This is a genomic window from Endomicrobiales bacterium (assembly GCA_023228045.1).
In the GTDB taxonomy this organism is placed as follows: domain Bacteria; phylum Elusimicrobiota; class Endomicrobiia; order Endomicrobiales; family JALOBY01; genus JALOBY01.
The window spans coordinates 1-20,687 of sequence record JALOBY010000014.1; the positions used below are offsets into that span (position 1 = coordinate 1).

General features: G+C 38.7%; 22 protein-coding genes, 1 tRNA gene and 1 pseudogene. 5 read left to right on the forward strand and 19 right to left on the reverse strand.

Annotated features, from left to right (window positions below; translation table 11 throughout):
- Positions 1-278 precede the first annotated feature (278 nt).
- The 3 genes from M0Q46_04260 to M0Q46_04270 all read right to left on the reverse strand — a co-directional run bounded on the left by M0Q46_04260 (position 279) and on the right by M0Q46_04270 (position 1,246).
- Positions 279-351: transfer RNA gene (locus tag M0Q46_04260), tRNA-Phe, on the reverse strand.
- Between the two features lie 251 nt (positions 352-602).
- Positions 603-896, reverse strand: a complete 294-nt coding sequence (locus M0Q46_04265; protein ID MCK9582815.1) for a YtxH domain-containing protein — start codon at positions 894-896, stop codon at positions 603-605.
- 62 nt (positions 897-958) lie between these two features.
- Positions 959-1,246, reverse strand: a complete 288-nt coding sequence (locus M0Q46_04270) for a hypothetical protein (GenBank protein MCK9582816.1) — start codon at positions 1,244-1,246, stop codon at positions 959-961.
- A gap of 256 nt (positions 1,247-1,502) precedes the next feature.
- Between M0Q46_04270 and M0Q46_04275 the strand changes: the two genes are divergently transcribed.
- From M0Q46_04275 to M0Q46_04295, 5 genes and pseudogenes are all read left to right on the forward strand, one after another.
- Positions 1,503-2,195 carry an N-glycosylase/DNA lyase gene (locus tag M0Q46_04275; GenBank protein ID MCK9582817.1) on the forward strand — a complete coding sequence of 231 codons (693 nt, stop codon included), beginning with the start codon at positions 1,503-1,505 and terminating at the stop codon, positions 2,193-2,195.
- A gap of 2 nt (positions 2,196-2,197) precedes the next feature.
- Positions 2,198-2,709 (forward strand): annotated as a pseudogene (locus M0Q46_04280) (flavin reductase family protein).
- Between the two features lie 187 nt (positions 2,710-2,896).
- Positions 2,897-3,190, forward strand: coding sequence for a GIY-YIG nuclease family protein (locus tag M0Q46_04285; GenBank protein MCK9582818.1), 294 nt, complete (start codon positions 2,897-2,899; stop codon positions 3,188-3,190).
- 63 nt (positions 3,191-3,253) lie between these two features.
- Positions 3,254-3,415, forward strand: a complete 162-nt coding sequence (locus M0Q46_04290) for a rubredoxin (GenBank protein MCK9582819.1) — start codon at positions 3,254-3,256, stop codon at positions 3,413-3,415.
- A gap of 3 nt (positions 3,416-3,418) precedes the next feature.
- Positions 3,419-3,631: a hypothetical protein gene (locus M0Q46_04295; protein ID MCK9582820.1), complete on the forward strand. Its 213-nt coding sequence runs from the start codon at positions 3,419-3,421 to the stop codon at positions 3,629-3,631.
- Here M0Q46_04295 and hydG read toward each other — a convergent pair.
- From hydG to M0Q46_04375, 16 genes are all read right to left on the reverse strand, one after another.
- The gene (gene hydG / locus M0Q46_04300) at positions 3,622-5,106 is read right to left on the reverse strand and encodes a [FeFe] hydrogenase H-cluster radical SAM maturase HydG (protein ID MCK9582821.1); all 1,485 of its coding nucleotides are present in this window, start codon (positions 5,104-5,106) and stop codon (positions 3,622-3,624) included. The two genes, M0Q46_04295 and hydG, sit on opposite strands and share 10 nt — an antisense overlap.
- Positions 5,107-5,453: 347 nt before the next feature.
- A complete protein-coding gene (hydF, locus tag M0Q46_04305; GenBank protein MCK9582822.1) occupies positions 5,454-6,695 on the reverse strand; it encodes a [FeFe] hydrogenase H-cluster maturation GTPase HydF in 1,242 nt (413 codons plus the stop codon).
- Between the two features lie 378 nt (positions 6,696-7,073).
- Positions 7,074-8,129: a [FeFe] hydrogenase H-cluster radical SAM maturase HydE gene (gene hydE, locus M0Q46_04310; protein ID MCK9582823.1), complete on the reverse strand. Its 1,056-nt coding sequence runs from the start codon at positions 8,127-8,129 to the stop codon at positions 7,074-7,076.
- A gap of 168 nt (positions 8,130-8,297) precedes the next feature.
- On the reverse strand, positions 8,298-9,662 hold the full coding sequence (locus tag M0Q46_04315) for an aspartate ammonia-lyase (GenBank protein MCK9582824.1): 1,365 nt from the start codon (positions 9,660-9,662) through the stop codon (positions 8,298-8,300).
- 12 nt (positions 9,663-9,674) lie between these two features.
- Positions 9,675-9,923: an iron-only hydrogenase system regulator gene (locus M0Q46_04320; protein MCK9582825.1), complete on the reverse strand. Its 249-nt coding sequence runs from the start codon at positions 9,921-9,923 to the stop codon at positions 9,675-9,677.
- Between the two features lie 597 nt (positions 9,924-10,520).
- A complete protein-coding gene (locus M0Q46_04325; GenBank protein ID MCK9582826.1) occupies positions 10,521-12,269 on the reverse strand; it encodes an NADH-dependent [FeFe] hydrogenase, group A6 in 1,749 nt (582 codons plus the stop codon).
- Between the two features lie 11 nt (positions 12,270-12,280).
- On the reverse strand, positions 12,281-14,026 hold the full coding sequence (locus M0Q46_04330) for a 4Fe-4S binding protein (protein ID MCK9582827.1): 1,746 nt from the start codon (positions 14,024-14,026) through the stop codon (positions 12,281-12,283).
- Between the two features lie 5 nt (positions 14,027-14,031).
- Positions 14,032-14,361, reverse strand: a complete 330-nt coding sequence (locus M0Q46_04335; protein MCK9582828.1) for a (2Fe-2S) ferredoxin domain-containing protein — start codon at positions 14,359-14,361, stop codon at positions 14,032-14,034.
- A 1-nt stretch (position 14,362) separates the two neighbouring features.
- Positions 14,363-14,833 (reverse strand): NAD(P)H-dependent oxidoreductase subunit E, encoded by a 471-nt coding sequence (locus tag M0Q46_04340; GenBank protein ID MCK9582829.1) that lies wholly within the window; start codon positions 14,831-14,833, stop codon positions 14,363-14,365.
- A gap of 230 nt (positions 14,834-15,063) precedes the next feature.
- A complete protein-coding gene (locus M0Q46_04345; protein MCK9582830.1) occupies positions 15,064-15,363 on the reverse strand; it encodes a YbaB/EbfC family nucleoid-associated protein in 300 nt (99 codons plus the stop codon).
- Between the two features lie 14 nt (positions 15,364-15,377).
- Positions 15,378-15,833, reverse strand: a complete 456-nt coding sequence (locus M0Q46_04350; protein MCK9582831.1) for a transcriptional coactivator p15/PC4 family protein — start codon at positions 15,831-15,833, stop codon at positions 15,378-15,380.
- A 12-nt stretch (positions 15,834-15,845) separates the two neighbouring features.
- A complete protein-coding gene (locus M0Q46_04355; protein ID MCK9582832.1) occupies positions 15,846-16,121 on the reverse strand; it encodes a hypothetical protein in 276 nt (91 codons plus the stop codon).
- Positions 16,122-16,388 carry a hypothetical protein gene (locus M0Q46_04360; GenBank protein MCK9582833.1) on the reverse strand — a complete coding sequence of 89 codons (267 nt, stop codon included), beginning with the start codon at positions 16,386-16,388 and terminating at the stop codon, positions 16,122-16,124.
- Between the two features lie 49 nt (positions 16,389-16,437).
- Positions 16,438-17,475: a deaminase gene (locus M0Q46_04365; GenBank protein ID MCK9582834.1), complete on the reverse strand. Its 1,038-nt coding sequence runs from the start codon at positions 17,473-17,475 to the stop codon at positions 16,438-16,440.
- Between the two features lie 112 nt (positions 17,476-17,587).
- Positions 17,588-18,262 carry a sulfite exporter TauE/SafE family protein gene (locus tag M0Q46_04370; GenBank protein ID MCK9582835.1) on the reverse strand — a complete coding sequence of 225 codons (675 nt, stop codon included), beginning with the start codon at positions 18,260-18,262 and terminating at the stop codon, positions 17,588-17,590.
- Between the two features lie 20 nt (positions 18,263-18,282).
- A complete protein-coding gene (locus tag M0Q46_04375) occupies positions 18,283-20,631 on the reverse strand; it encodes a T9SS type A sorting domain-containing protein (GenBank protein MCK9582836.1) in 2,349 nt (782 codons plus the stop codon).
- Positions 20,632-20,687: the final 56 nt, after the last annotated feature.

A 20,687-nucleotide genomic window follows, 5' to 3' on the forward strand; every position in this document is an offset into this window, starting at 1 on the left:
TTTTTTTGCATTCATGCTCCTTTATTGAACCGTTTCAATAAAAGAGTATCAAATGTTTTTACTTGTCGTCTATATTTAAGACTTTATCCCTTGTTTTTAGCAACACTTTTTGAGTATTATGCCCATTGCGAGCGAAGCGCGGCAATCTAATAATTAAGGCAAGATTGCTTCACCCCTTCGGGATTCGCAATGACAGTAAAAACAAGATACCTCATTGCATTTCCCGCCTTTGGCGAGGTCTCGCCTCGGGCTGACAATATGACAACTAAATAAAAAAATGCTGGGGGACAGAATTGAACTGTCGACACCAGGTTTTTCAGACCTGTGCTCTACCAACTGAGCTACCCCAGCACATAAAATTAACCATAAATCAAAATTATCAAAAAACGCTGCAACAAAATTTATAAAACATCTAACCATTGGTGTTCAACATGTTTTGTCATTCCAGAATGTCTTAATCGGGAATCCAGCTTTTTACTGACACACCATTTATAGATTCCCGCTAATCCCGCCGAGGCGGGACGGAAATAACAAGCAAGGTGGATGGCAATGACAGTCAAGTGCTGGTGGCGCATATGACAGACCTTCTAACATAAAGAAAACTACTCTTCTATTTTGCCTTCTTTGTATGCTTTCTTGCCTGCCTCAAATGCAAACTCAAGGCGTTCTTTTTTTGAATTCAACTTTTCTTTTGCATCTTCAACAGCATTGATTGTTTTTTCTTTAACATTTTCAACAAAATCTCCTGCATTGTCAATTAAGTCACCTGTCATATTTTTAATTCTTTTTCTTGTCTCTTTACCTGAGCTTGGCGCATATAGCACACCCAAAGCGGCACCAATTAAACCACCAAGAATAAATGCAAGTGTAATACCAGCTGAATTTTTTTCAGACATTTAAATATCTCCTTTACTTGAATTATTACTTCGCGTAACAAGTGGCGTATCAGAAAATTTGCCTATTTAGAGCGTTTTTTGAAAAAACCTGAAACTATACTCGTAAATAATGAACCAACTTTGAAATAAGGGACGACATTGCCAAAAAAACCCGCTATGTTATTTGCAAGACCAGCTATAACTGATGCCTCGGCATTTATTGATTTCAACAGTTCCTCTGCTTCACTTGCGGTGTAAAAGACCTGTTGAGCCGTTTGCTTCAACTGTATTAATGTTTGAACAAGATAAACAACCGCCACAACAATCGCTACGGTAATTATTACCAAACAAATGCCAAGCAGTATGTTCATATTATCACCTCTTTTTTATTTTGTTTGGAATTTTAACAAATGTGCCAGTGCAAGTCAAACCTTTCAAAAAATGTTTAAGTCGCGGGGCTATTCTGTTAGCCTCAGGCTGACTCCCCTGTGTCATCCCGAAACGCAGTGAGGGATCTTGTAATTGAGTTAAAGATCTCTCTTCGCTTCGCTCATCGAGATGACAAGCAAACCATAAACTGCAACCATTTTATTGACTTTACTTTGAGTGTTAATTATAATCTTTCGTATGGAAAGTTCTAAAAATGAATTGTTAAACATTTGGAAACCTATTAAAAACAAACTTTCTAAACGGCTGGAAGATTTTCATGAAGTTTGGAAAACCTACCCTGAAGAAGAACTTTTTGGAGAGCTTGCGTTTTGTATTTTAACCCCACAGTCAAGCGCAAAAATGTGTTGGCGCGCCATAGAAAATTTAAAGAACAAAAACCTTCTACTTAAGGGTAAAAAGGAACAAATTGAAAAAGAACTTTTTGGCGTGCGTTTTAAATATACAAAAGCACAAAGAATTGTTGAAGCACGAGAAAAAGTAACAATAAAGTCCGCCTCGCATCTTTGTGCGGGCGAGACCTCGCCCGAAGGGCGGGGTAAAATCTCTCTTAGAAAAATTCTTAACGAGCATACAAACTGTCAACTTAAACGCGAATGGCTTGTACAAAATATTAAAGGTATTGGGTATAAAGAGGCCGGACATTTTTTAAGGAACATTGGCTTCGCCCAAGAACTTGCGATACTTGACAGGCACATACTAAAAAACCTTAAATACTTTGGCGTAATTTCTGAAATTCCAAAAACACTGACAAAAAGTAAGTATTTTGAAATTGAAAATTTGATGAAAAAATTTGCAAAGAAAACAGGCATTCCACTTGACCATATGGACCTGCTTTTTTGGCAAAAGGAAACAGGAGAGGTTTTTAAATAATTATGGATGCAAAAGCGTTTACTAAACTTAGCTACGGGGTTTACATTGTAAGTTCTCAAAAAGATGGTAAATTTAACGGTCAAATTGCAAACACTGTATTTCAAGTATCGGCAGAACCGGCACTTTTTGCAGTAAGTATAAACAAAACTTAACGCATGAGTTTATAAGCAGTAGTAAAAGTTTTTCAATTTCAGTGCTTTGCTCTGATGTGCCGCTTGTTTTTATTGGAAAGTTTGGCTTTAAAAGCGGCAGAAACATTGATAAATTTGAAGGGGTAAGCTTTGACATTGGTAAAAACTCTATGCCATGCGTAAATGATTATTGCGTTGCACATATTGTTGCTGAAGTTATTGCGACCTCTGATGCTGCCACCCACACACTTTTTATAGGTAAGGTTATTGATGCGAAAGTATTAAACGAAAAAGAACCGCTTACATATTTTGATTATCACCTTATTAAAGGCGGCAAAACACCAAAATCAGCAACAACCTATGTTGAAGAGAAAAAACTGTAATATCTAGTGCAAATAAATGATAAAAACAAGATCCCTCTCCCGCCATCGGCGGGATTCGAGATGACAAACTAAAAAAAAGTCTGTCATTCCCAAGGGTTTCAGCCCCTGCCTTTGGCGGGACTTGTCATCTCGACTTTTGCTTTCCCCCATCCTGTCATCTCGACGAACGAAGTGAGGAGAGATCTTAATGTTGAACAATAACTACTATGTGTACATTCTCACAAACTGGAACAATAAAGTTATGTATATCGGAATGACGAACAATCTTGAACGAAGAATTTATGAGCATAAAAGTAAACTGATAAACGGTTTTAGTAAAAAATATAACCTTAACAAGATAGTTTATTTTGAGCAGACAACTGATGTAAGTGCCGCCATATATAGAGAAAAGGAAATCAAAAAGTGGCGCAGAGAAAAGAAAGATTCTCTTGTTGAAAAAATGAATCCAGCTTGGGATGATTTATCTATAGAGTATTTGTAAAAGATACCTCATCCCGCCTTTTGCGGGATTCGGTATGACAGACAAAAAGAAATAGGAGGAATTATGCAGAAATTTGTATGTAGCATTTGCGGTTATGTTTATGACCCTGCTTTAGGCGACCCGGATAACGGCGTTGCGGCAGGAACGGAGTTTGAGCAAGTAGATAGTTCATGGGTTTGCCCGGTATGTGGAGCAGGCAAGGAAGTTTTTGAGGCACAAAACTAATATATGAAAAAAATATTCGTTGCGATTGGTATTAGCGGTTTTGCGGCTTTTGTATCGCTTGTTGCCACATTTGTCATAGGAATTACGCACTTAAACTTTGAGCTACACAAAAAATGCGCATTTGCAACTATTGGCTTTGGATTAGTGCACTTTGGGCTGATTCTTTATAAAAATCATAGAGTTTCCAAAGCAAAAAAAGCTAGTGTTCAAAAGTAAAGATCCCTTTCGCCATTTTTGATTCTTTCATAATATTGCGCAAGCATTGGGTAGGCGATTGGATTTTTTTCTTTTGTTTCCATTAATTCTTTTTCTATAACTTTTTCACCAGCAATTTTTGTTTTTGGGCTTGCAAAATCATCTAACCACTCTCTAAAAGTTAAAATTGCGTTTAGTTTGCAAAACTTTCCTTCGTCACCATTTTTAAGCAGGTCCATTATGCACTTTCCTGTGCGCTTGCAACGATACCCCGCCGTGCAAAAAGATGTTATCATTCCTTTGCAAGAAAGCTCATAAATAAGTTCATCAAGTGTTCTTGTATCACCCAAAACAAATTGCTGGCCTTCGCCTTCTTGATGCTGGTTAAAATCCTCTTTGCTGTATGAGCCGACACCAATGCGTGAAGACGCGTCCATTTGTGTACACCCAAGCATTAAAGTTTCTCTCCTTAGTTTTTCACTTTCTCTTGCGGTAAGTATCATACCGGCGTAAGGTATGCTAAGGCGTAAAACGGTTATTAATTTTTTAAACTCTTCATCACTAACTTTATAATTACCCCTGCCTTCAAAGTTTGTATTTAATGCTGGCTCAAGCCGAGGAAAAGAGATAGTGTGAGGACCAACGCCAAACTTTTTTTCAAGCTCTATGGTATGATACAAAAGTCCCATAACCTCAAACTTCCAGTTATAAAGCCCAAATAAGGCACCTATTCCAACATCATCAACACCGGCCTCAAATGCTCTGTGCATTGTGTAAAGCCGCCATAGATAATTTGCCTTGAGTGTTTTCGCAGGGTGAAGTTTTGCATAGCTTTCTTTGTGGTAGGTCTCTTGAAATACCTGATAAGTTCCAATGTCCGCGTTAACAAGTTTTTTTAATTTTTCTACCGACATAGGCGCGGCATTTATATTAACCCTTCTAATTTGCCCATAACCTTTACCTGCTTTTACCTTTACACCATAAACAAGACGCATACTTTCTGTTATGTAATCTACATCGGCAGTTGGGTGCTCACCATAAACAAGTACAAGCCGTTTATGGCCAATTTTTCCAGCGAGTGTTTCAACCTCGCTAATTATCTCCGTCGCCGACAATGCCTTTCTTTGTAAACTAATATTGTCTTTTCGCAGTCCGCAATATGAGCAATTATTTACACAATAATCATTTAAGTAAAGTGGAGCAAAGGTTACTATGCGATTATCATATACCTTTAATTTAATCTTTAGTGCCGCATCCTGCATTTCTAAAAGCAGGTCCGGGTCTTGCACATTCAAAAGCATAGCTGTTTCTTGTGGCAATAAAGTTTCTATTGCCAATGCCTTTGCAATTATTGCGCGGACCGTGCCTTTTTCTGGGGAGGCATTTGAAAGGTACGCAAGTATTTCGGACTCATTTATAAAATCTTTACCATTATTTAAATATTTTTCTATCTCGTTAGGTATTATTTGGCTTTCTATCCAGCTTTTTTCATTCATTTTGATACTTCCTTGTTAAGTATATATTTGTAAAAAAATTTTTGATTATTATCTCGTGACAAAACTTTTGAAAAATCATCCCACCTTGGCTGACTATGAATGAGAATTTTTTTGGAGTTTTCGTCAAGGATGTTTGAGCCCGCCACAAAGTGGCGAGGCGAGTTTCCGTAGACGCCAAAAAAAATGCGAATGAATAGCCACCGTGGGTGCATTTCTTTTGGTTACTTTTCTTTGGGCATACAAAGAAAAGTATCATGGGGCGTCAGCCCGAGGCTAGACCTCGCCAAGGGCGGGCAGGCCGAAGGTCCCGCCAAAGGCGGTGAGGCAGAATAGCCCCGCGACTTTTTTTAATCAAATTCGGATTTATATGCTTCTAGTGCATCGGGAAACGGTTCTAAAACACGCTCTATAACACCCTGAACGAAAGAAATGCAAAGGCCGTAATTTGTTATGGCAACGCCACTTGAGTGTGCCTGCTGTATTCGCGAAAGCATCTGCACGCGGTTTAACATACATCCTCCGCAGTGAACTACCAATTTGTATTGCGAAAGATTTTCGGGATAATCCATTCCACAAGAATGATCTATTTCAACGCTTGCACCGGTATATTGTTTTATCCAACGAGGTATTTTTACACGGCCAATATCATCTTCCAAAGCATGGTGTGTGCACGACTCGGCAATAAGAACTTTATCTCCGCGTTTTAACTTGCCAAGCGCTGCCGCGCCACGCGCCATTTCTGACAGGTTGCCTTTAAGACGCGCAAAAAGTATTGAGAAAGTTGTACATTTAATATTCTTGGGAACATCAGCCAGAGTTTTTAGTACAACTTGGGAGTCGCAAACAACTATGCTTGGTTTTATGTTAATTGAGCTTAGAGCAAATGACAGCTCGCGCTCTTTTACAACAAGGCACATTGCGTCTGAATCAAGTGCTTCGCGTATTGTTTGCACTTGAGGCAATATAAGCCGCCCCTTTGGGGCTTGTAAATCAATTGGAACTACCATTACAGCCAAACCACCCGCGCCAACTAAATCGCTTATAAGCGGCGGGGGGTTAAGAAAATCTGCCGAACAAATAGAAATTATTTTGGATTTAAACACCTCAAGTAGTTTTTCTCTATCTTCCAAATCTATTGAGCAAGCGGTTATGTAGTTTTTTGACTTTTCTTTTATTAGCTTTAAAAAGTTCTCTGAAGGTGCTTTCAAGTCAACTTTGTTTATAACAACAATAAACGGCAATTTGCGTTCCGTTGCATTTTGCGCGATGTAATCTTCAAACTCACCCCACACTTCGCTTTCAACAACTACCACAACAACATCTGCCCTTTGAAAAACTTTTTTTGTTTTCCCAACCCTTAATGTTCCAAGCTCACTTTTGTCGTCTATTCCAGCTGTATCTATAAAAAGCACAGGGCCAATAGGCAACAGTTCCATTGCTTTTTCAACCGTATCGGTTGTTGTGCCAGGTTGTGCTGAAGTTATGGAAACATTTTGGCCGCAAAGTGTATTAATAAATGTTGACTTGCCAACATTCATACGGCCAAAAACCGCAATTTGCAACCGTAAACTTTTTGGTGTGGTATTCATATATCTTCAATTATCCTCAATTAAAATTCACTACTATCCGATATGTTTTGTCGTCTTTGTGGTTATGCTGTCATTGCGAATCCCAAAGGGGTGAAACAATCTTGTCTTAATTACCAGATTGCCGCGCTTCGCTCGCAATGACTAATTCTTTTCGCTGCAATGATCGCTATAATGACTAAAATTTTTGTTGTCGTTGCGGTCATGCTGTCATTGCGAATCCCGAAGGGGTGAAGCAATCTCATCTTAACTGATAGATTGCCGCGGGCTAAAGCCCCGCAATGACACTGGATTCCCTCTTACCCACCCGAGGCGGGTCAGCCTTGGGCTGACAATCCGAGGGAATGACAGACCTTTTCTGATACATTTTGGGATGACAAGCTACTTTATTGGCTTTAACGAATGCCCTATTGAGTAATCAATGTATTTACCAGCCGCTTTTGCCATAGCTTCATTGCAATTTACACAAGCACCTGCCGGCTCATTTATACACCGTTTATTTGGATATATTTCATAAAGTACTTTGTATTCATCTTTTGTAAAATTTGGCATTATTACATTCGCACCAACTTTTAATGCGTCTATTCTGTAATCCCTATCAAGAGAACCTAACGCGGTTGTTGCTGGAATATGAGAATTTTTTGTGACAATTCTTGTAAGCGCGACAACTTTTAATACATCTTCTGCTTTGCCAGATGGTTCATTAGCAAGGGGTGTTTGATTGTGTGCGATAAAAGGTCCTATGCCCATCATATCAAAGTTTTGTTCTCCAAAAAAAATAATATCTTTGGCAATGCTTTTAACAGTTTGACCCTTTAGCCCCACCATTATTCCAGAACCAACCTGATAACCAAGGTCTCTTAAATCTTTCAGGCAACGCAAGCGGTTACTTAAAAGCATTCCATCATGCAAGGAGTTATATAAAAACTCATCAGTACTCTCAATTCTAAGCAAGTACCTTTGAACACCAGCATTTTTCCAAAGCTTGTAATCTTCTTTTGAACGCTCACCGCATGAAAGCGTTATGGCAATGTCATACTTTTGCATTATTTGCTCAACTATTTTAGCGATTTCATTTACCGATATAGCAGGGTCTTCACCAGATTGCAAAACAACCGTTCGTACGCCTTTAGAATAAATGTGATCAACACACTTTAAAATTTCTTCTTGGCTCATTCTATAACGGTTAACATTTAAATTGTTGCGATTTAAGCCGCAATAGTGACAAGCATTTTTACAATAATTTGAAAACTCAATTATGCCGCGCAGTAGAACACCTTTGCCAACAAACTCATCGCATACTTTTTGCGAAAATGCGTATAAATCTTCAAGCCCTTGTCCTTGCTCTAATGTAAGCAAAAACTCAACATCTTCTATAGACGGTATTTTTGCGTTAAATACCCTTTGCAAAGTTTTTTGAACCACTTCATTTGCCATTATCTTTCCTGTAACCAAATGAATTAAACTCGAATTTTGCAATAGGATTTGGAATTCGTCAAAAGATACGGGACATTTTTATCCGCAAAATCCTTGCCAATGGAATTACCATTAGCTGCAGTTTTTGCTTCAAAACTGCCTCCGTCTCTTTCGCCTCGGTTCTCAAACCTATTGCAAAGTCCGTGTTAAATTTTCCGAAGAAAGCACCTGTTCAACAACTTCTTTGCCAAGATGTTTTTCTATAACAGCTATAACATCTTTTTTTTCATTGCTTGCTTCATTTATTATCTCTTCTATTTTTTTATAACCGAGCAATGGCAAAAATGCATTAACTACACCCGGGCTTTTATATAAAAGCTCTTTACATACCCGTTCATCTGCTCTGATATCTTTAATATGTTCGCAAAGTAATTTATTTGCATTTAGCAGCAAATTAACAGATTCCAACATAGCAAATGCAATTAAAGGCATATATTCGTTTATCTGTAAAGTACCGTTAGAAACGGCATCAAATATAAGTACATCATTTGCTTTTACTTTTAAGGCGCACCCAATTACCGCTTCAAGGGCAACAGGGTTAACCTTACCCGGCATTATTGAAGAGCCAGCCTGCAAAGGTTTAAGGTGAAGTTCGCCAAGCATAGCTAAAAGGCGCAGGTCTTTTGACACCTTAATTAAACTTGCAGCATTTGCCTTTAAGATACCCGACACCTCCACAAAAACATCGTTGTTTGCGGTTTGGTCAAGCAGGTTTTCACCTCTTGCAAGGCCAAACCCACTGAGTTTTCGCAGTTCCTCAATAACCAAAAACACATATTTGCGCGGTGCGCCCAATGCAGTGCCCACGGCCGTTCCGCCTATATTTACTAATCTAAGGCGCTCCTCGCACTTAAAAACACGCCAGCGGTCTCTGCTAAATGCTTCAGCAAAAGCACCAAACTCCGCGCCTAATGTTATAGGCACGGCATCTTGCATTTGAGTGCGGCCAATTTTAACTATGCTGCTAAACTCTTTTTCTTTTTTTTGAAGTTCACCCTGCAAAGAGGCAATTTCACTACTCAATTCTCTTATGCAGTTTATTGCCGCAATTTTTAATGCAGTTGGAAAAACATCGTTTGTTGACTGATGCATATTTACGGTTTCAATTGGGTCTATTATTTTATAACTGCCTTTTTTTTCACCAAGCAGTTCAAGCGCGCGATTTGCAATAACTTCATTCATGTTCATATTTATAGAAGTACCCGCACCACCTTGCAAGGCATCAAGAATGAATGCGTAATTCAAAGTCCCATTTATTATTTCATCACAGGCAGTTAAAATAGCTTGTGCTTTTTTTTCTTCAATATAGCCAAGTTTAAAGTTTGAAAGCATACACGCTTTTTTAACAAGTGCCAATGCGCTAATTAATCTGGGTGATATTTTATAACCGCTTAAGTTGAAATTAGCTAATGCCCTCTGGGTATGTATGCCCCAAAGTGCGCTTTCATCAATTTCCATTTCACCAAGTAAATCTTTTTCTATGCGTTTAGCCATTTTTATACCTTTTTATACTTTACTGAGAGCCGATTTAACGGAAACATTTTCAATTTGCCCAAGTTTTCCGGTTAACGCTCCGAGTTCATCGTTTGTTGCATCAACAATTAGTGTTATTACACTACAGTGCTTTTCTTTATAAGGTACACCTGTGCGAGCAACAATTAGTTCACCAAACTCACTTAACACATCATTTACAAAATGCGCACTTTTTTGCCTGCTCTCAATAACGATTCCAACAAAACCTAATCTTTTGTTCATAAAGCACTCCTTTAAATTTTTAGCTTCACCATCGCCTCTTTGGCTAACCCGCCTTTAGCGAAGTCAGCCCCCTTGGGCAGACAATGAACGAGCATTTTTATGGAGCTTTCGGCGAGGGCATGTCCTTGAGCGTCGTGGTCAAGGATGTCTAAGCCCGATTTTAACTTGCCATCTCGGGCGAGCAAAACTGGGCAATTCAGTGTCATTGCGAGGGCTTCAGCCCGTGGCAATCTAATAGTTAAGGTGAGATTGCTTCACCCCTTCGGGTTTCGCAATGACAGTAAAAACCAAGATCCCCCGCCAAAGGCGGTGAGGTAGAATAGCCCCGCGACTTAGTCTGAATTTACAATTGTAGACTTGCTCAAAAAAACTAGATTCCCGCTTACTATCCGCGGGAATGACCATCCTTCGCGGAATGCTACGGAATGGCGAACCTTACTACAAAAAATAAAAAGCCCGTCTATGCCAAACTTTAGGCAAAGACGGGTTTTATTAAAAGTTTATAAAATTTTCACAATTGAAATATGAAAATATATTTTAATAAATCCCTTTGGGTCAGAAAAAATCCTTGCCTTAGGATATTATAGTTATGCCAGCTTACTTTCTGTAAATAGGCCTTGCTTTATACTCAGTATGAAATAACTTTTTTGCTTTTTCGCTTAATGGCTTATCAAGAAACTCTTTATAAAGCTGCTGAACGAAGGGGTTTTGATGCGAACACCTTAGTTCTTTGCTTCTATCATCTTTATATATTCCTTCGGCTCTTTTTGTTCTAAACTCATCGGTTACGCCATAGGGTTGTCCCCCGCCCCCAACACAACCACCAAGGCATGCCATAACTTCAATAAAGTCATATGGCCGTTCTTGATTATTTTTCTTTGCTTCTCTAACTTTATTTAGCACATACTCAACATTACCAAGGCCATGAGCAACAGCAATGCGCACCTTTTTGCCACCAACTTCAACAACACCTTCTTTTACACCTTTAAGACCACGCACTTCATTAAATTCTATTTTTGTTTTTGCATCCGGCCCGCTTAGTATAGCATCCACAGTTCTCAATGCCGCTTCAAGCACACCACCGGTATTTCCAAAAATAACCCCGGCTCCTGCGTAATCACCAAGCATATGGTCCGGTTCTTCATCAGGCAAGTGTTCAAAATCAATACCTGCCTGTTTTATCATTCTTGCAAGCTCACGGGTGGTAAGAACTGTGTCAATGTCTTGATGGCCGGAAGCAAACATATCTGTAGAACGAGTTATTTCGTATTTTTTTGATGTACAAGGCATTATTGAAACCATAGCAATTTTTGCAGGGTCAACCTTTGCTTTTTGCGCATAGTATGTTTTGGCAAGCACGCCAACAATTTGGTGTGGTGATTTACAAGAAGAGAAATTGCCGAGCATATCAGGGAAGAACTTTTCCATATGGTCAACCCACGATGGGCAGCAAGTTGTAATAAGAGGCAGTTCCGATTTACCATGAATGAAGCGTTCAATAAACTCACTACCCTCTTCCATAATTGTAACATCTGCGCCGAAGCTTGTGTCAAACACTGCCTTAAAGCCAAGCCGTCTTAAAAGAGCGTAAATTTTGCCGGTTAGCACAGTACCCGAACCAAGCCCGAATGCTTCGCCAATGGCAACACGCACAGCCGGGGCAATTTGAGCTACACAAAACTTTTCCGGGTCTTGCAAAACCTGCCAAACTTTAGCGGTGTCGTCTTTTTCAACTATTGCCCCGGTTGGACAATGGTTTGAGCATTGACCGCAACGCACACAGGGCGAGTCGGCTAAGCGAATATCGCCGGCAGGAGAAATTCTCGTATCAATGCCTCGTTCTAAAAATGACAATGCCCAAACATTTTGCATATCTTGGCATACTTCAATGCACCTGCCACAAAGAATACATTTTGGCGGCTCAAGCACTATTGTTCCGGTTGAATCATCAATCGGCAAATCACGTAAACTTTTTTGAAATGATTCCTTTCTTATTCCAAAATCCGCAGTTAAGCGCTGCAATTCGCAATCGTTATTTCTGCCACAGGTAAGACAACTGTCTGGGTGCCTGGAAAGTATAAGCTCAAGAACAGTTTTTCTTATTTCAACAATTTCGGGGTCTTGAGTGGTTACATCCATATTTTCTTCAATTGGTGTGCAACAAGCACGAACCATTTTTGAAGAACCTTTAACTTTTACAACACAAATACCGCAAGCAGCAGATGGTGGCAGGTCTGGGTGCTTGCAAAGAGTTGGTATTTTTACAAACACTTTTTTTGCCGCATCTAATATTGTTGTGCCTTGCTCTACTGAAACTTTTTTACCGTTTATAATAGCTTTTATCATATAAAGCCTCTTTATTGTTTTGAAATCGCATCAAATTTGCAAACTTCCATACACTTGCCGCATTTTATACACTTTTCTAAATCAACATAAAAACCTTTTTCCCTGTTACCGCCAATGGCATTTACAGGACAGTTAATAAAACACAAACGGCACCGTTTACACTTGTTTTGCATTATGCTGTAAGTAACCAAACTTTTACATTTGTGTGCCGGGCACATCTTATTAATTATATGCTCTTTATATTCATCTTCAAAATAGTTCAGTGTGGAAAGTACCGGGTTTGGCGCGCTTTGCCCAAGACCGCAGAGTGAAGCCTTTTGCATTGCAACACCTATTCTTTTTAACTTTGCAATATCGTCTATTTTACCCTCGCCATTTGAAATTTTTTGCAATATATTTTGTATTTGGAAGCCGCCAATTCTGCATGGCGCGCACTTGCCGCACGACTCATCAACGCAAAACTGAAGGTAAAATTTTGCAATATCAACCATGCAATCATCTTCGTCCATAACTATCATACCACCGGAACCCATAATAGAACCAAGCTTTACAAGGTTTTCATAACTTACGGGCGTATCAAAAAACTTCTCAGGTATTACTCCGCCTGAAGGCCCGCCGGTTTGAATAGCTTTTATTTTTTTGCCGGAATAACTGCCACCGCAAATATCAAAAACAATTTCCCTCAATGTTGTGCCCATCGGCACTTCTACAAGGCCTGAGTTTTTAACTTTTCCGGTTACCGCAAAAACTTTTGTGCCTTTTGATTCGTTTGTGCCAATGCCTGAAAACCACAAGCCACCCTTTGAAATTACAAAAGCAATAGTTGCAAGTGTTTCAACATTATTAATTACGGTTGGTTTATTCCAAAGGCCTTTAACCGATGGGTATGGCGGCCTTGGGCGTGGGGTTCCCCTTCTTCCTTCTATAGAAGCTATAAGAGCTGTTTCCTCGCCACAAACGAAAGCCCCGGCTCCAAGACGAATTTCTAAATCAAAACTAAAATTAGTTCCAAAAATATTTTTACCCAAATAGCCATTTGCTTTTGCCTGCTCTATGGCCATTTGCACTCTTTCAATAGCAAGCGGATATTCGGCACGAATGTAAACAAAACCCTTTGAAGCACCAATGGTAAAACCACCAATTATCATGCCTTCAATAACTGCATGCGGGTCGCCCTCAAGAACACTTCTGTCCATATACGCACCCGGGTCGCCTTCATCACCATTGCATATAATATATTTTTGATCCGACTCTATTTCTCTTGCAAACTCCCATTTTTTCCATGTGGGATAGCCTGCACCGCCTCTGCCACGCAAGCCAGCAGTTTTAAGCTCTTCAATTACCTGTTTTGGAGTGGAAGCTTTTACCACTTTGCCAAGTGCTTCATAACCGCCATTTGCAATATACTCTTCAATGCTTTCAGGGTTAATAACACCGCAATTTTTAAGCACAAGGCGTAACTGCTTTGGTTCATCTTTATAAAGCAAGTCATTTATAATCTTGCTTTGTTTTATTGTAATTTCAATTATTTTTTTGACATCGTCTTCAGTAATATTCGCATACACAATATTATCAGGGAAAACCTTTGCTATAACACCCTTGTTATAAATGCCTGCATCGGCAATGCGTAAAACCTGAACATCTTCTTGCAAGTTATCTTGTCGCAATAGGTCTAAAAATTTGGTGTAAATATCGCGTGTTTTATCTATTTGTTTATTGGCACTGGTATCTTTTAGAAATATAAATTTTTTATCCATTGTAATTACCTTTTTGCCCGAAGGTCGTAAATATTGTCGTTAACAAGCATCTTGCCGCAAACATGTTTGTCTATTATTTTAACAACGATTTCTTTATCAACTTTTCCGTAAATAACGCTTGGCATACCGCTAATGCTAACTTCAATGTTTGGCTCGCAGTAGCACATACCAAGGCAGCCGCATTTTTTTATTTCAATTTGCAAGTTTCTTTTTTTTACTTCTTCAAGCAAAGTTGCGTAAACTTCATCTGCTTTTGCAGCTATGCCACAGGTGCTCATACCAACTTTTATCCAATCTCCTTTTGGGGTAGTTAGAGCTTTTTCGTTTTTAACCATTTTACTGCTCCTCGTTGTATTTAGAGAGAATTTCCGTAATTTCGTTCTTTTTTACTTTGCCATATACATGCCCATCTATCATCATTACAGGTGCAAGGCCGCAACAGCCAAGACAGCGCACTATATCCAATGTAAACATACCATCTTTTGTTGTCTCACCCTCTTCAATTTGAAGTACGGTTTTTACTTCATCAAAAATTTGCGACGCACCTCTTAAGTAACATGCTGTGCCCATACAAACAGATATTTTATGTTTACCCGGCGCTTCAAGTTTAAAGTAATTGTAAAAAGTTATAACTTCGTAAATTCTTGCAAGAGGAATGTTTAAAAGTGAGGATATATAAAGTGATACACTCCTTGGCACATAACCATAATGATCTTGAATTTCATGCAAAATCATAATTAGGTTTCCATCTTTGCCCCTCCACCGTTTAATTATGGGCTCGATGGTGCTTATTAAATTGCTCTCCATTTTATTACTCCAAAAATAGAATCAAATACTTTGTGATTTATTTCACAATGTTTAGAACAACAAAATAAAAATAACTATATACTTAATAAAATAAATGTTTGCTTAAAAAACAGGATTGTTTTGCGACGCTGCAAGACAACTCTTAAAATGCAACGCAATTATAATAAAAATTCTATAAAAAAACAAATGAGTAATTACAACGCTCAATTTTGAAATTCTTATGACTTTTTTTACATCAAACCAGGTATTTTCATACCACCAGTAATTTTTTTACCCTCTTGCGCCATTAACTCCTGCGCTTTTTTGCTCGCCTGCTGAACTGCTGAAAGCACACTTCTCTCAATTTTTTCAATCGATGCACCTGTTAACTCCGGTAAAAGTTTTATCTCAGTAAACTCGCCCTTGCCATTGGCTTTTACCCTGACAGAACTTGTTTCCACTTCAACAACCTGCGACTTTAAATTTTTTTCCATCTCGGCAAGCTTGCTTCTCATTGCCATTGCTTCTTTTGCCATTTTAAACATATCCATAGGTGCCACCTCCGTTATTTTCCGTTCAATTTATGAGCGTCTTCAATTGCTTTTTTTACTTGTGATAAAATTTCCGGTGAAAAAGAAACCCCTTTTTTCGGTAAAAGCTCACCATTTTTTTTATAAAAAACTCTGATATGACAAATAATATTTTTTTTATATAAACTTGAGTAAACTCTTAATTTTTCTTCATTTGCAATTGGCGTTTCAGCAGACATTTCTTTACCCTTTTCACTCTCAATGTTAGACAGTGAAGAAAGTATAAACGGGACATCTTTCATTGAAAGCCAAAGACCCTTTTTTGTTGGCTTTGGCTCAGCTTCATTTGGAAATTGAAAATATGTTCTAAAATCAATTTTATTGTTTTTTAATACTGATACCCTTATTTCTTCAAGGGTATTTTTTTGAATTTTGCCAACCATCGTGGAGTTCATGAAAATTGTGTTGTTTGGGGCAAAACTTCTGCGCATAAATCGCCTATCCTATTCTTTTTTTCTATAAACAATTATAAAAACAACTACGGCGCTAAAAAGAATTAAGTTAACAATAGTAAATGTTTTCCAAATCACATCTTTTGAGTGAAGGGCAGAGTGAAACATTATTAAAAGGCAAACCCACACACCAACTGCCCAAAGCAAACTTATATCGGCAGAAGATTTTCTTTTTACAATTCGCATTATAAGCGGCAAGTTAAATAACGGCAAAGCAACTGCCGCAACAATAGCCAATTTATCTAAATAATTAAATAACTCAACCAATTAATTCCCCTTAGTTTCTAAAGCAACATTTCTGTAATAAACCAAAATATCAGTTAAAACCATCAGGCAGTTAAAAATGTAGAGGTAAATAACAATATCGTGATTATAAAGAATTTTATGAGTTATACCCGCGGCATAACCAACAACCACAATGTATAGAAAAATTAAACTTTTTCCACCTATCTGCCTTGACTTATATGACTTGTAAATAGAAAAAGGCCACGCGGCCCCGAAGCATAAAAGCATTATTACTTCAAATATACTCATACTTTAAGGTTCTTTTTATACACTAATTACAAATTTTTTAATTAATTTATTATTTTTGACCTGGATACTTTTCTAATTCATCTTTTACAACAACAAGTTCAACGCATGCTAACTTTAAATACTCTCTTGAAAGCGCAGCAGCATGATACCTTTTTTCGCACACAACGCGTTTTATGCCGGCGTTTATTATCATTTTTGCACAAGTTAAACAGGGCTCAAACTTTACATAAATTGTTGCGCCGTTTGTTGAGACACCGTGCAATGCCGCTTGCACGATTGCGTTTTGCTCGGCATGGGCCGTTCTAATACAGTGCCTTGATATTAAACCATCGGTATTTATAACATCACTCATTAAATGGCCCACCTCATCGCAATGAGGTAAACCCTTTGGCGAGCCAACATAACCGGTTGCTATTATTCTTTTCTCTTTTACAATTACCGCCCCAGCTCTGCCCCTGTCGCAAGTTCCGCGACTGCCAACCACTCGGGCTATTTCCATAAAATACTCATCCCAATTGGGGCGTTTATAAACCTGTATTTCCTTTTTTAGCTTATTTAATAAATTATCAATTTTCGCTTTCAAACTCACAAGCGTTCCGGCGTTTTGTATGTTAATATCTGCCATGGCAGCGCATTTTTGCAACTGTTGGCCCGAACCTGTTCTTTTTGACTCTAAATTTTCAAAAGTTACAAACTGCGCGAAAGTTTTAGGGTCGCCAATCCTTTTTCTTTTTTGCATTCTTTCAAACCTAAGTTTGGAAGGCGCATCAACAAATATTAAACGGAAATTAGATTTTTTCTTAAGTTCTGCTATTTCGGCGGGATGCCTTATAGATGTGATTATATAATCCTTACTGCAGGCAATTTCGGTAAGCGCTTTTTCTGCCAGGTAACCATCGCCTTTTTCTTGGCGAATTCTTGTGCCGTTCTTAATTAAATTCTCTCTTGTTGGTTTGATACCAGCTTTTTGCAATTCCTGACGGATTATGTCAGAAAGTGAGATGTGGCTAAAACCCTTTTTATTTACAAGGTAATCGGCAACCGTATCTTTACCAGAACAATATGAACCTGTTAAACCTATAATCATAGCGGCAATTTTATACGAAACGCCTTTGAAAGTCAAACTTTACAAATGCTTACGCTTGTAATTTTTGACATACTTTGCAACAGGAATTCAAATTCCCGTTGCAAAAGCTGGGTTAATATAATGTTCCTGCTTTGAAAACAAAATAAATGCCAGCCGCGATAATAAGAAATGCCAGTGCTTTTTTAATTAAAACCATCCACCCGCCAGATTTTGGCAAAGCGCTCAACGCCCCCGCAAAAAAACCAAGTATAAGCAATATTGTGTTTAGTCCAAGTGCAAATGTGAGCATTAAAAGCCCGCCGCTTATAACAGCTTTCTTTGCCGCAACAAACACAAGCAAACCGGCAAGCACGGGTGCCGTACATGGTGATGCCACAAGCCCTGAGGTCATACCAAATAAAAAAGCTCCAAAAAAGTTTGACGAGTTATTGCTTTTTCTGGGGTTAAACGATGGCATTGGCAACACATACCAATCCATCATATTGCCGCCAAGGGCAAGAAGCAAAACACCAAAACCTAAGTAAACAAATGGGTTTACGCTTAATGCGCCAAACATACTGCCGCTTAATGCCGCTATCATACCAAGCGACGCATAAACCAAAGAAAGGCCTGAAACATACGAAAGTGCGGCAAGCAACTTTTGCCTCGTACTTCCTTTTTGAGAGCCCAAAAAGCCAACCACAATCGGTATTATAGGGTAAACGCAAGGAGTTAGCGAAGTTAGCACACCAGCGCCATAAACCGCGAGATATGTAAAGCTGTTTATATTTTCAAAACTGATATTCATATTATCACCTCTTTTATTAATTAACGCTCAACTGCTATTTTAATTATTTTTTTACCTAAATTGGAATTTATTAAGGCAATATAAACTCCGCTTGCGACATATTCCCCGTTTGAATTTTTGCCATTCCATATAGCACTACCGGTGTTTGCAACATAAGACACTTCTCTTACAAGCTCACCATTTATGGTGTATATTTTTATACTGGCATTTTGTGGCACTTTATCAAATGTTAAACCTTTTAAATGCACCTTCGGATAATACGGATTTGGAAATACTCTTATTTCCGATAAGTTCTGTGCTGGTGAAATTTGAACAAGTGCAAAATTTGAGAGATGGTCAACACTTGAAACTACTTGATTTGAATCTAATCGTAATGTACTTGGCAATACTATCCACTGAAAAAGAGATTGATCATACCGAGCAAGCGTTAACTGACTTTTGTTGCCGTCAATAACATCGCTTAAAAAGTAATTTACCGTAATAATTATAGGTTTTTGCGGTTGTAAGTTTTTATCGTTTGTAATGCCAAAACCAACTGCAATTATTTTTAACGCCTGCTCATACGACTGCGCCGCAGCGGCAGTTGATATTGTAAGGTTAACATCCTGGCTGAATGTACCGGCAGGTATGTTAAGAACTATGTCACCCCTTTCGGCATAAAGCGTAATTGTATTTGCAATGGTTCTATCTATAAATGCGGTTTTTATAGTTTGCGCGGCACCCGTAAAAACCCTAAGTTTTTCTGAAACACTACTCCAGTTAAATGCCTTGTCGGCAACTTTTATTAAAAAATAATAAGTTGTAAAGTCCAAAAGGCCGCTTAGCGTTTTTGTTTGCACTTGGTTTGCAACGGCGTTGGTTGACCAAACAACATCAAAGTCAAGGTAGTTTGCCGGAGCACTTTCCCAAGTGTCTGCGCTATTAGTTGAAAATCTTATTTCATAAATTCCGTCTTCTATGTTTGTATTGTAGTCATTATCACCTGATGCAAGCCAACGCAACTGCAAACTTTCCAAACCCGCATTTTGCGGTTTCATTGTTTTTATGTATTCAAACTCGCGGATTTTGCCAGGCAATGTGCTGTCTTGTGTAAAACCAAGTGAGCTAAGCCCATTTTGAATGTAACTTATTGCAGAAAAAGTGTTTTTTACAAACCCTGAGCGGTAGTTTTCTATGGCAATCATACCTGCGCCCGATTGTATGCCAATAACATCTGGGTCGCGCCACATACCTGAAACATTGAACTTTGAATGTTTAGAGGAATCTTTGTTGTATGAATCGCAAAAACCGTAAGTGCCCCAGAGTAATGAAGCATAGTTTGTGTTTAGATATTTTATTGCATCTATCACGCTTGATGGCAGTTCTGTTATTGCGGCAAGCAGGTTGCTTATGGCTATTGTGCCATCCTCATTTTCACCAATACCATAACCGGTGTAACCACCATTTGGGTCATCGGTTGCACCAATTCCCCAGCTGTTTTTGCCATAAGTTGAGTATTTAGCTCTGTTGTCATAAGTATAACGGTGGTTATGCAATGTTGCTTTATAGTTATTTGCCGCAATACACATATAATTGTCGCGCATTCCTGAAAATTTTACAAATAAACCAGGGTACTGGTGTGTGAAAAGTGGACCTGTAAAAACATAAGATAAACCTCTGTAAGTTATTTGCGTACGCGATAAACCACTCCAACCATTTGTGTCGGTAAGTGGATATGTGGGCGAGCCCATAGCAAGTATGTAGGCAAATATACCCTCACTGTATCCTGCTATATCACCTTGACCTGCAAAGCCGGTCTCGGGCTGCCATGCCCACTTTAAGTAACTACCCCCGTTGCGCATCCAGTTCCAGTTAATTCTTTTATATATTGTATCCGCCTTATTCCAAAGTGTGCTTGAACCGTCTATATTTAAAAAATACTGCCCAGCAAATAGCGCGCCGGCAATAAAAAAAGCTGTATCTATTGTTGAAAGTTCGGAACCACTTGAGCTTCTGGAACCATCGGCTTTTGTGAAATGATAAAAAAATCCATTGTGGTGCACAAGCCCACCTGTGAGAGCTGTGCCGGAACTTTCCGGTGCGGCAAGATAATGAGTTAAAATATTATTTACTCTATCGTATGCCTGCTGTTTTGTTATCAAACCGCGACTGTGACCAATACATGCCGCAACCATGCCAAAACCGGATGCGATTGCGGTGTATACTAGGTCGTCAACTGGATAATCGGTTTCAAAATTTCTGGCCCTATCTTGAATTGAGTATCCACCTGAGTTTATTTCGTTATTGAAGTAATTAAATATGTGTTTTTCAATTGAGGCAAGAATAGCATCATCAGATGAAGTATCTAACGCATCGGCATATAGCGGCATGAAAAATGCAAGCGCAATTAGCGTAATTGATAATAATTTAAAAAAAATTTCAACCC

Coding starts and splice junctions, on each gene's coding strand:
- M0Q46_04265 (MCK9582815.1), bottom strand. CDS start 896: ATGTCTGAAAAAAATTCAGCTGGTATTACACTTGCATTTATTCTTGGT.
- M0Q46_04270 (MCK9582816.1), bottom strand. CDS start 1,246: ATGAACATACTGCTTGGCATTTGTTTGGTAATAATTACCGTAGCGATT.
- M0Q46_04275 (MCK9582817.1), top strand. CDS start 1,503: ATGGAAAGTTCTAAAAATGAATTGTTAAACATTTGGAAACCTATTAAA.
- M0Q46_04285 (MCK9582818.1), top strand. CDS start 2,897: ATGTTGAACAATAACTACTATGTGTACATTCTCACAAACTGGAACAAT.
- M0Q46_04290 (MCK9582819.1), top strand. CDS start 3,254: ATGCAGAAATTTGTATGTAGCATTTGCGGTTATGTTTATGACCCTGCT.
- M0Q46_04295 (MCK9582820.1), top strand. CDS start 3,419: ATGAAAAAAATATTCGTTGCGATTGGTATTAGCGGTTTTGCGGCTTTT.
- hydG (MCK9582821.1), bottom strand. CDS start 5,106: ATGAATGAAAAAAGCTGGATAGAAAGCCAAATAATACCTAACGAGATA.
- hydF (MCK9582822.1), bottom strand. CDS start 6,695: ATGAATACCACACCAAAAAGTTTACGGTTGCAAATTGCGGTTTTTGGC.
- hydE (MCK9582823.1), bottom strand. CDS start 8,129: ATGGCAAATGAAGTGGTTCAAAAAACTTTGCAAAGGGTATTTAACGCA.
- M0Q46_04315 (MCK9582824.1), bottom strand. CDS start 9,662: ATGGCTAAACGCATAGAAAAAGATTTACTTGGTGAAATGGAAATTGAT.
- M0Q46_04320 (MCK9582825.1), bottom strand. CDS start 9,923: ATGAACAAAAGATTAGGTTTTGTTGGAATCGTTATTGAGAGCAGGCAA.
- M0Q46_04325 (MCK9582826.1), bottom strand. CDS start 12,269: ATGATAAAAGCTATTATAAACGGTAAAAAAGTTTCAGTAGAGCAAGGC.
- M0Q46_04330 (MCK9582827.1), bottom strand. CDS start 14,026: ATGGATAAAAAATTTATATTTCTAAAAGATACCAGTGCCAATAAACAA.
- M0Q46_04335 (MCK9582828.1), bottom strand. CDS start 14,361: ATGGTTAAAAACGAAAAAGCTCTAACTACCCCAAAAGGAGATTGGATA.
- M0Q46_04340 (MCK9582829.1), bottom strand. CDS start 14,833: ATGGAGAGCAATTTAATAAGCACCATCGAGCCCATAATTAAACGGTGG.
- M0Q46_04345 (MCK9582830.1), bottom strand. CDS start 15,363: ATGGATATGTTTAAAATGGCAAAAGAAGCAATGGCAATGAGAAGCAAG.
- M0Q46_04350 (MCK9582831.1), bottom strand. CDS start 15,833: ATGCGCAGAAGTTTTGCCCCAAACAACACAATTTTCATGAACTCCACG.
- M0Q46_04360 (MCK9582833.1), bottom strand. CDS start 16,388: ATGAGTATATTTGAAGTAATAATGCTTTTATGCTTCGGGGCCGCGTGG.
- M0Q46_04365 (MCK9582834.1), bottom strand. CDS start 17,475: ATGATTATAGGTTTAACAGGTTCATATTGTTCTGGTAAAGATACGGTT.
- M0Q46_04370 (MCK9582835.1), bottom strand. CDS start 18,262: ATGAATATCAGTTTTGAAAATATAAACAGCTTTACATATCTCGCGGTT.
- M0Q46_04375 (MCK9582836.1), bottom strand. CDS start 20,631: ATGCCGCTATATGCCGATGCGTTAGATACTTCATCTGATGATGCTATT.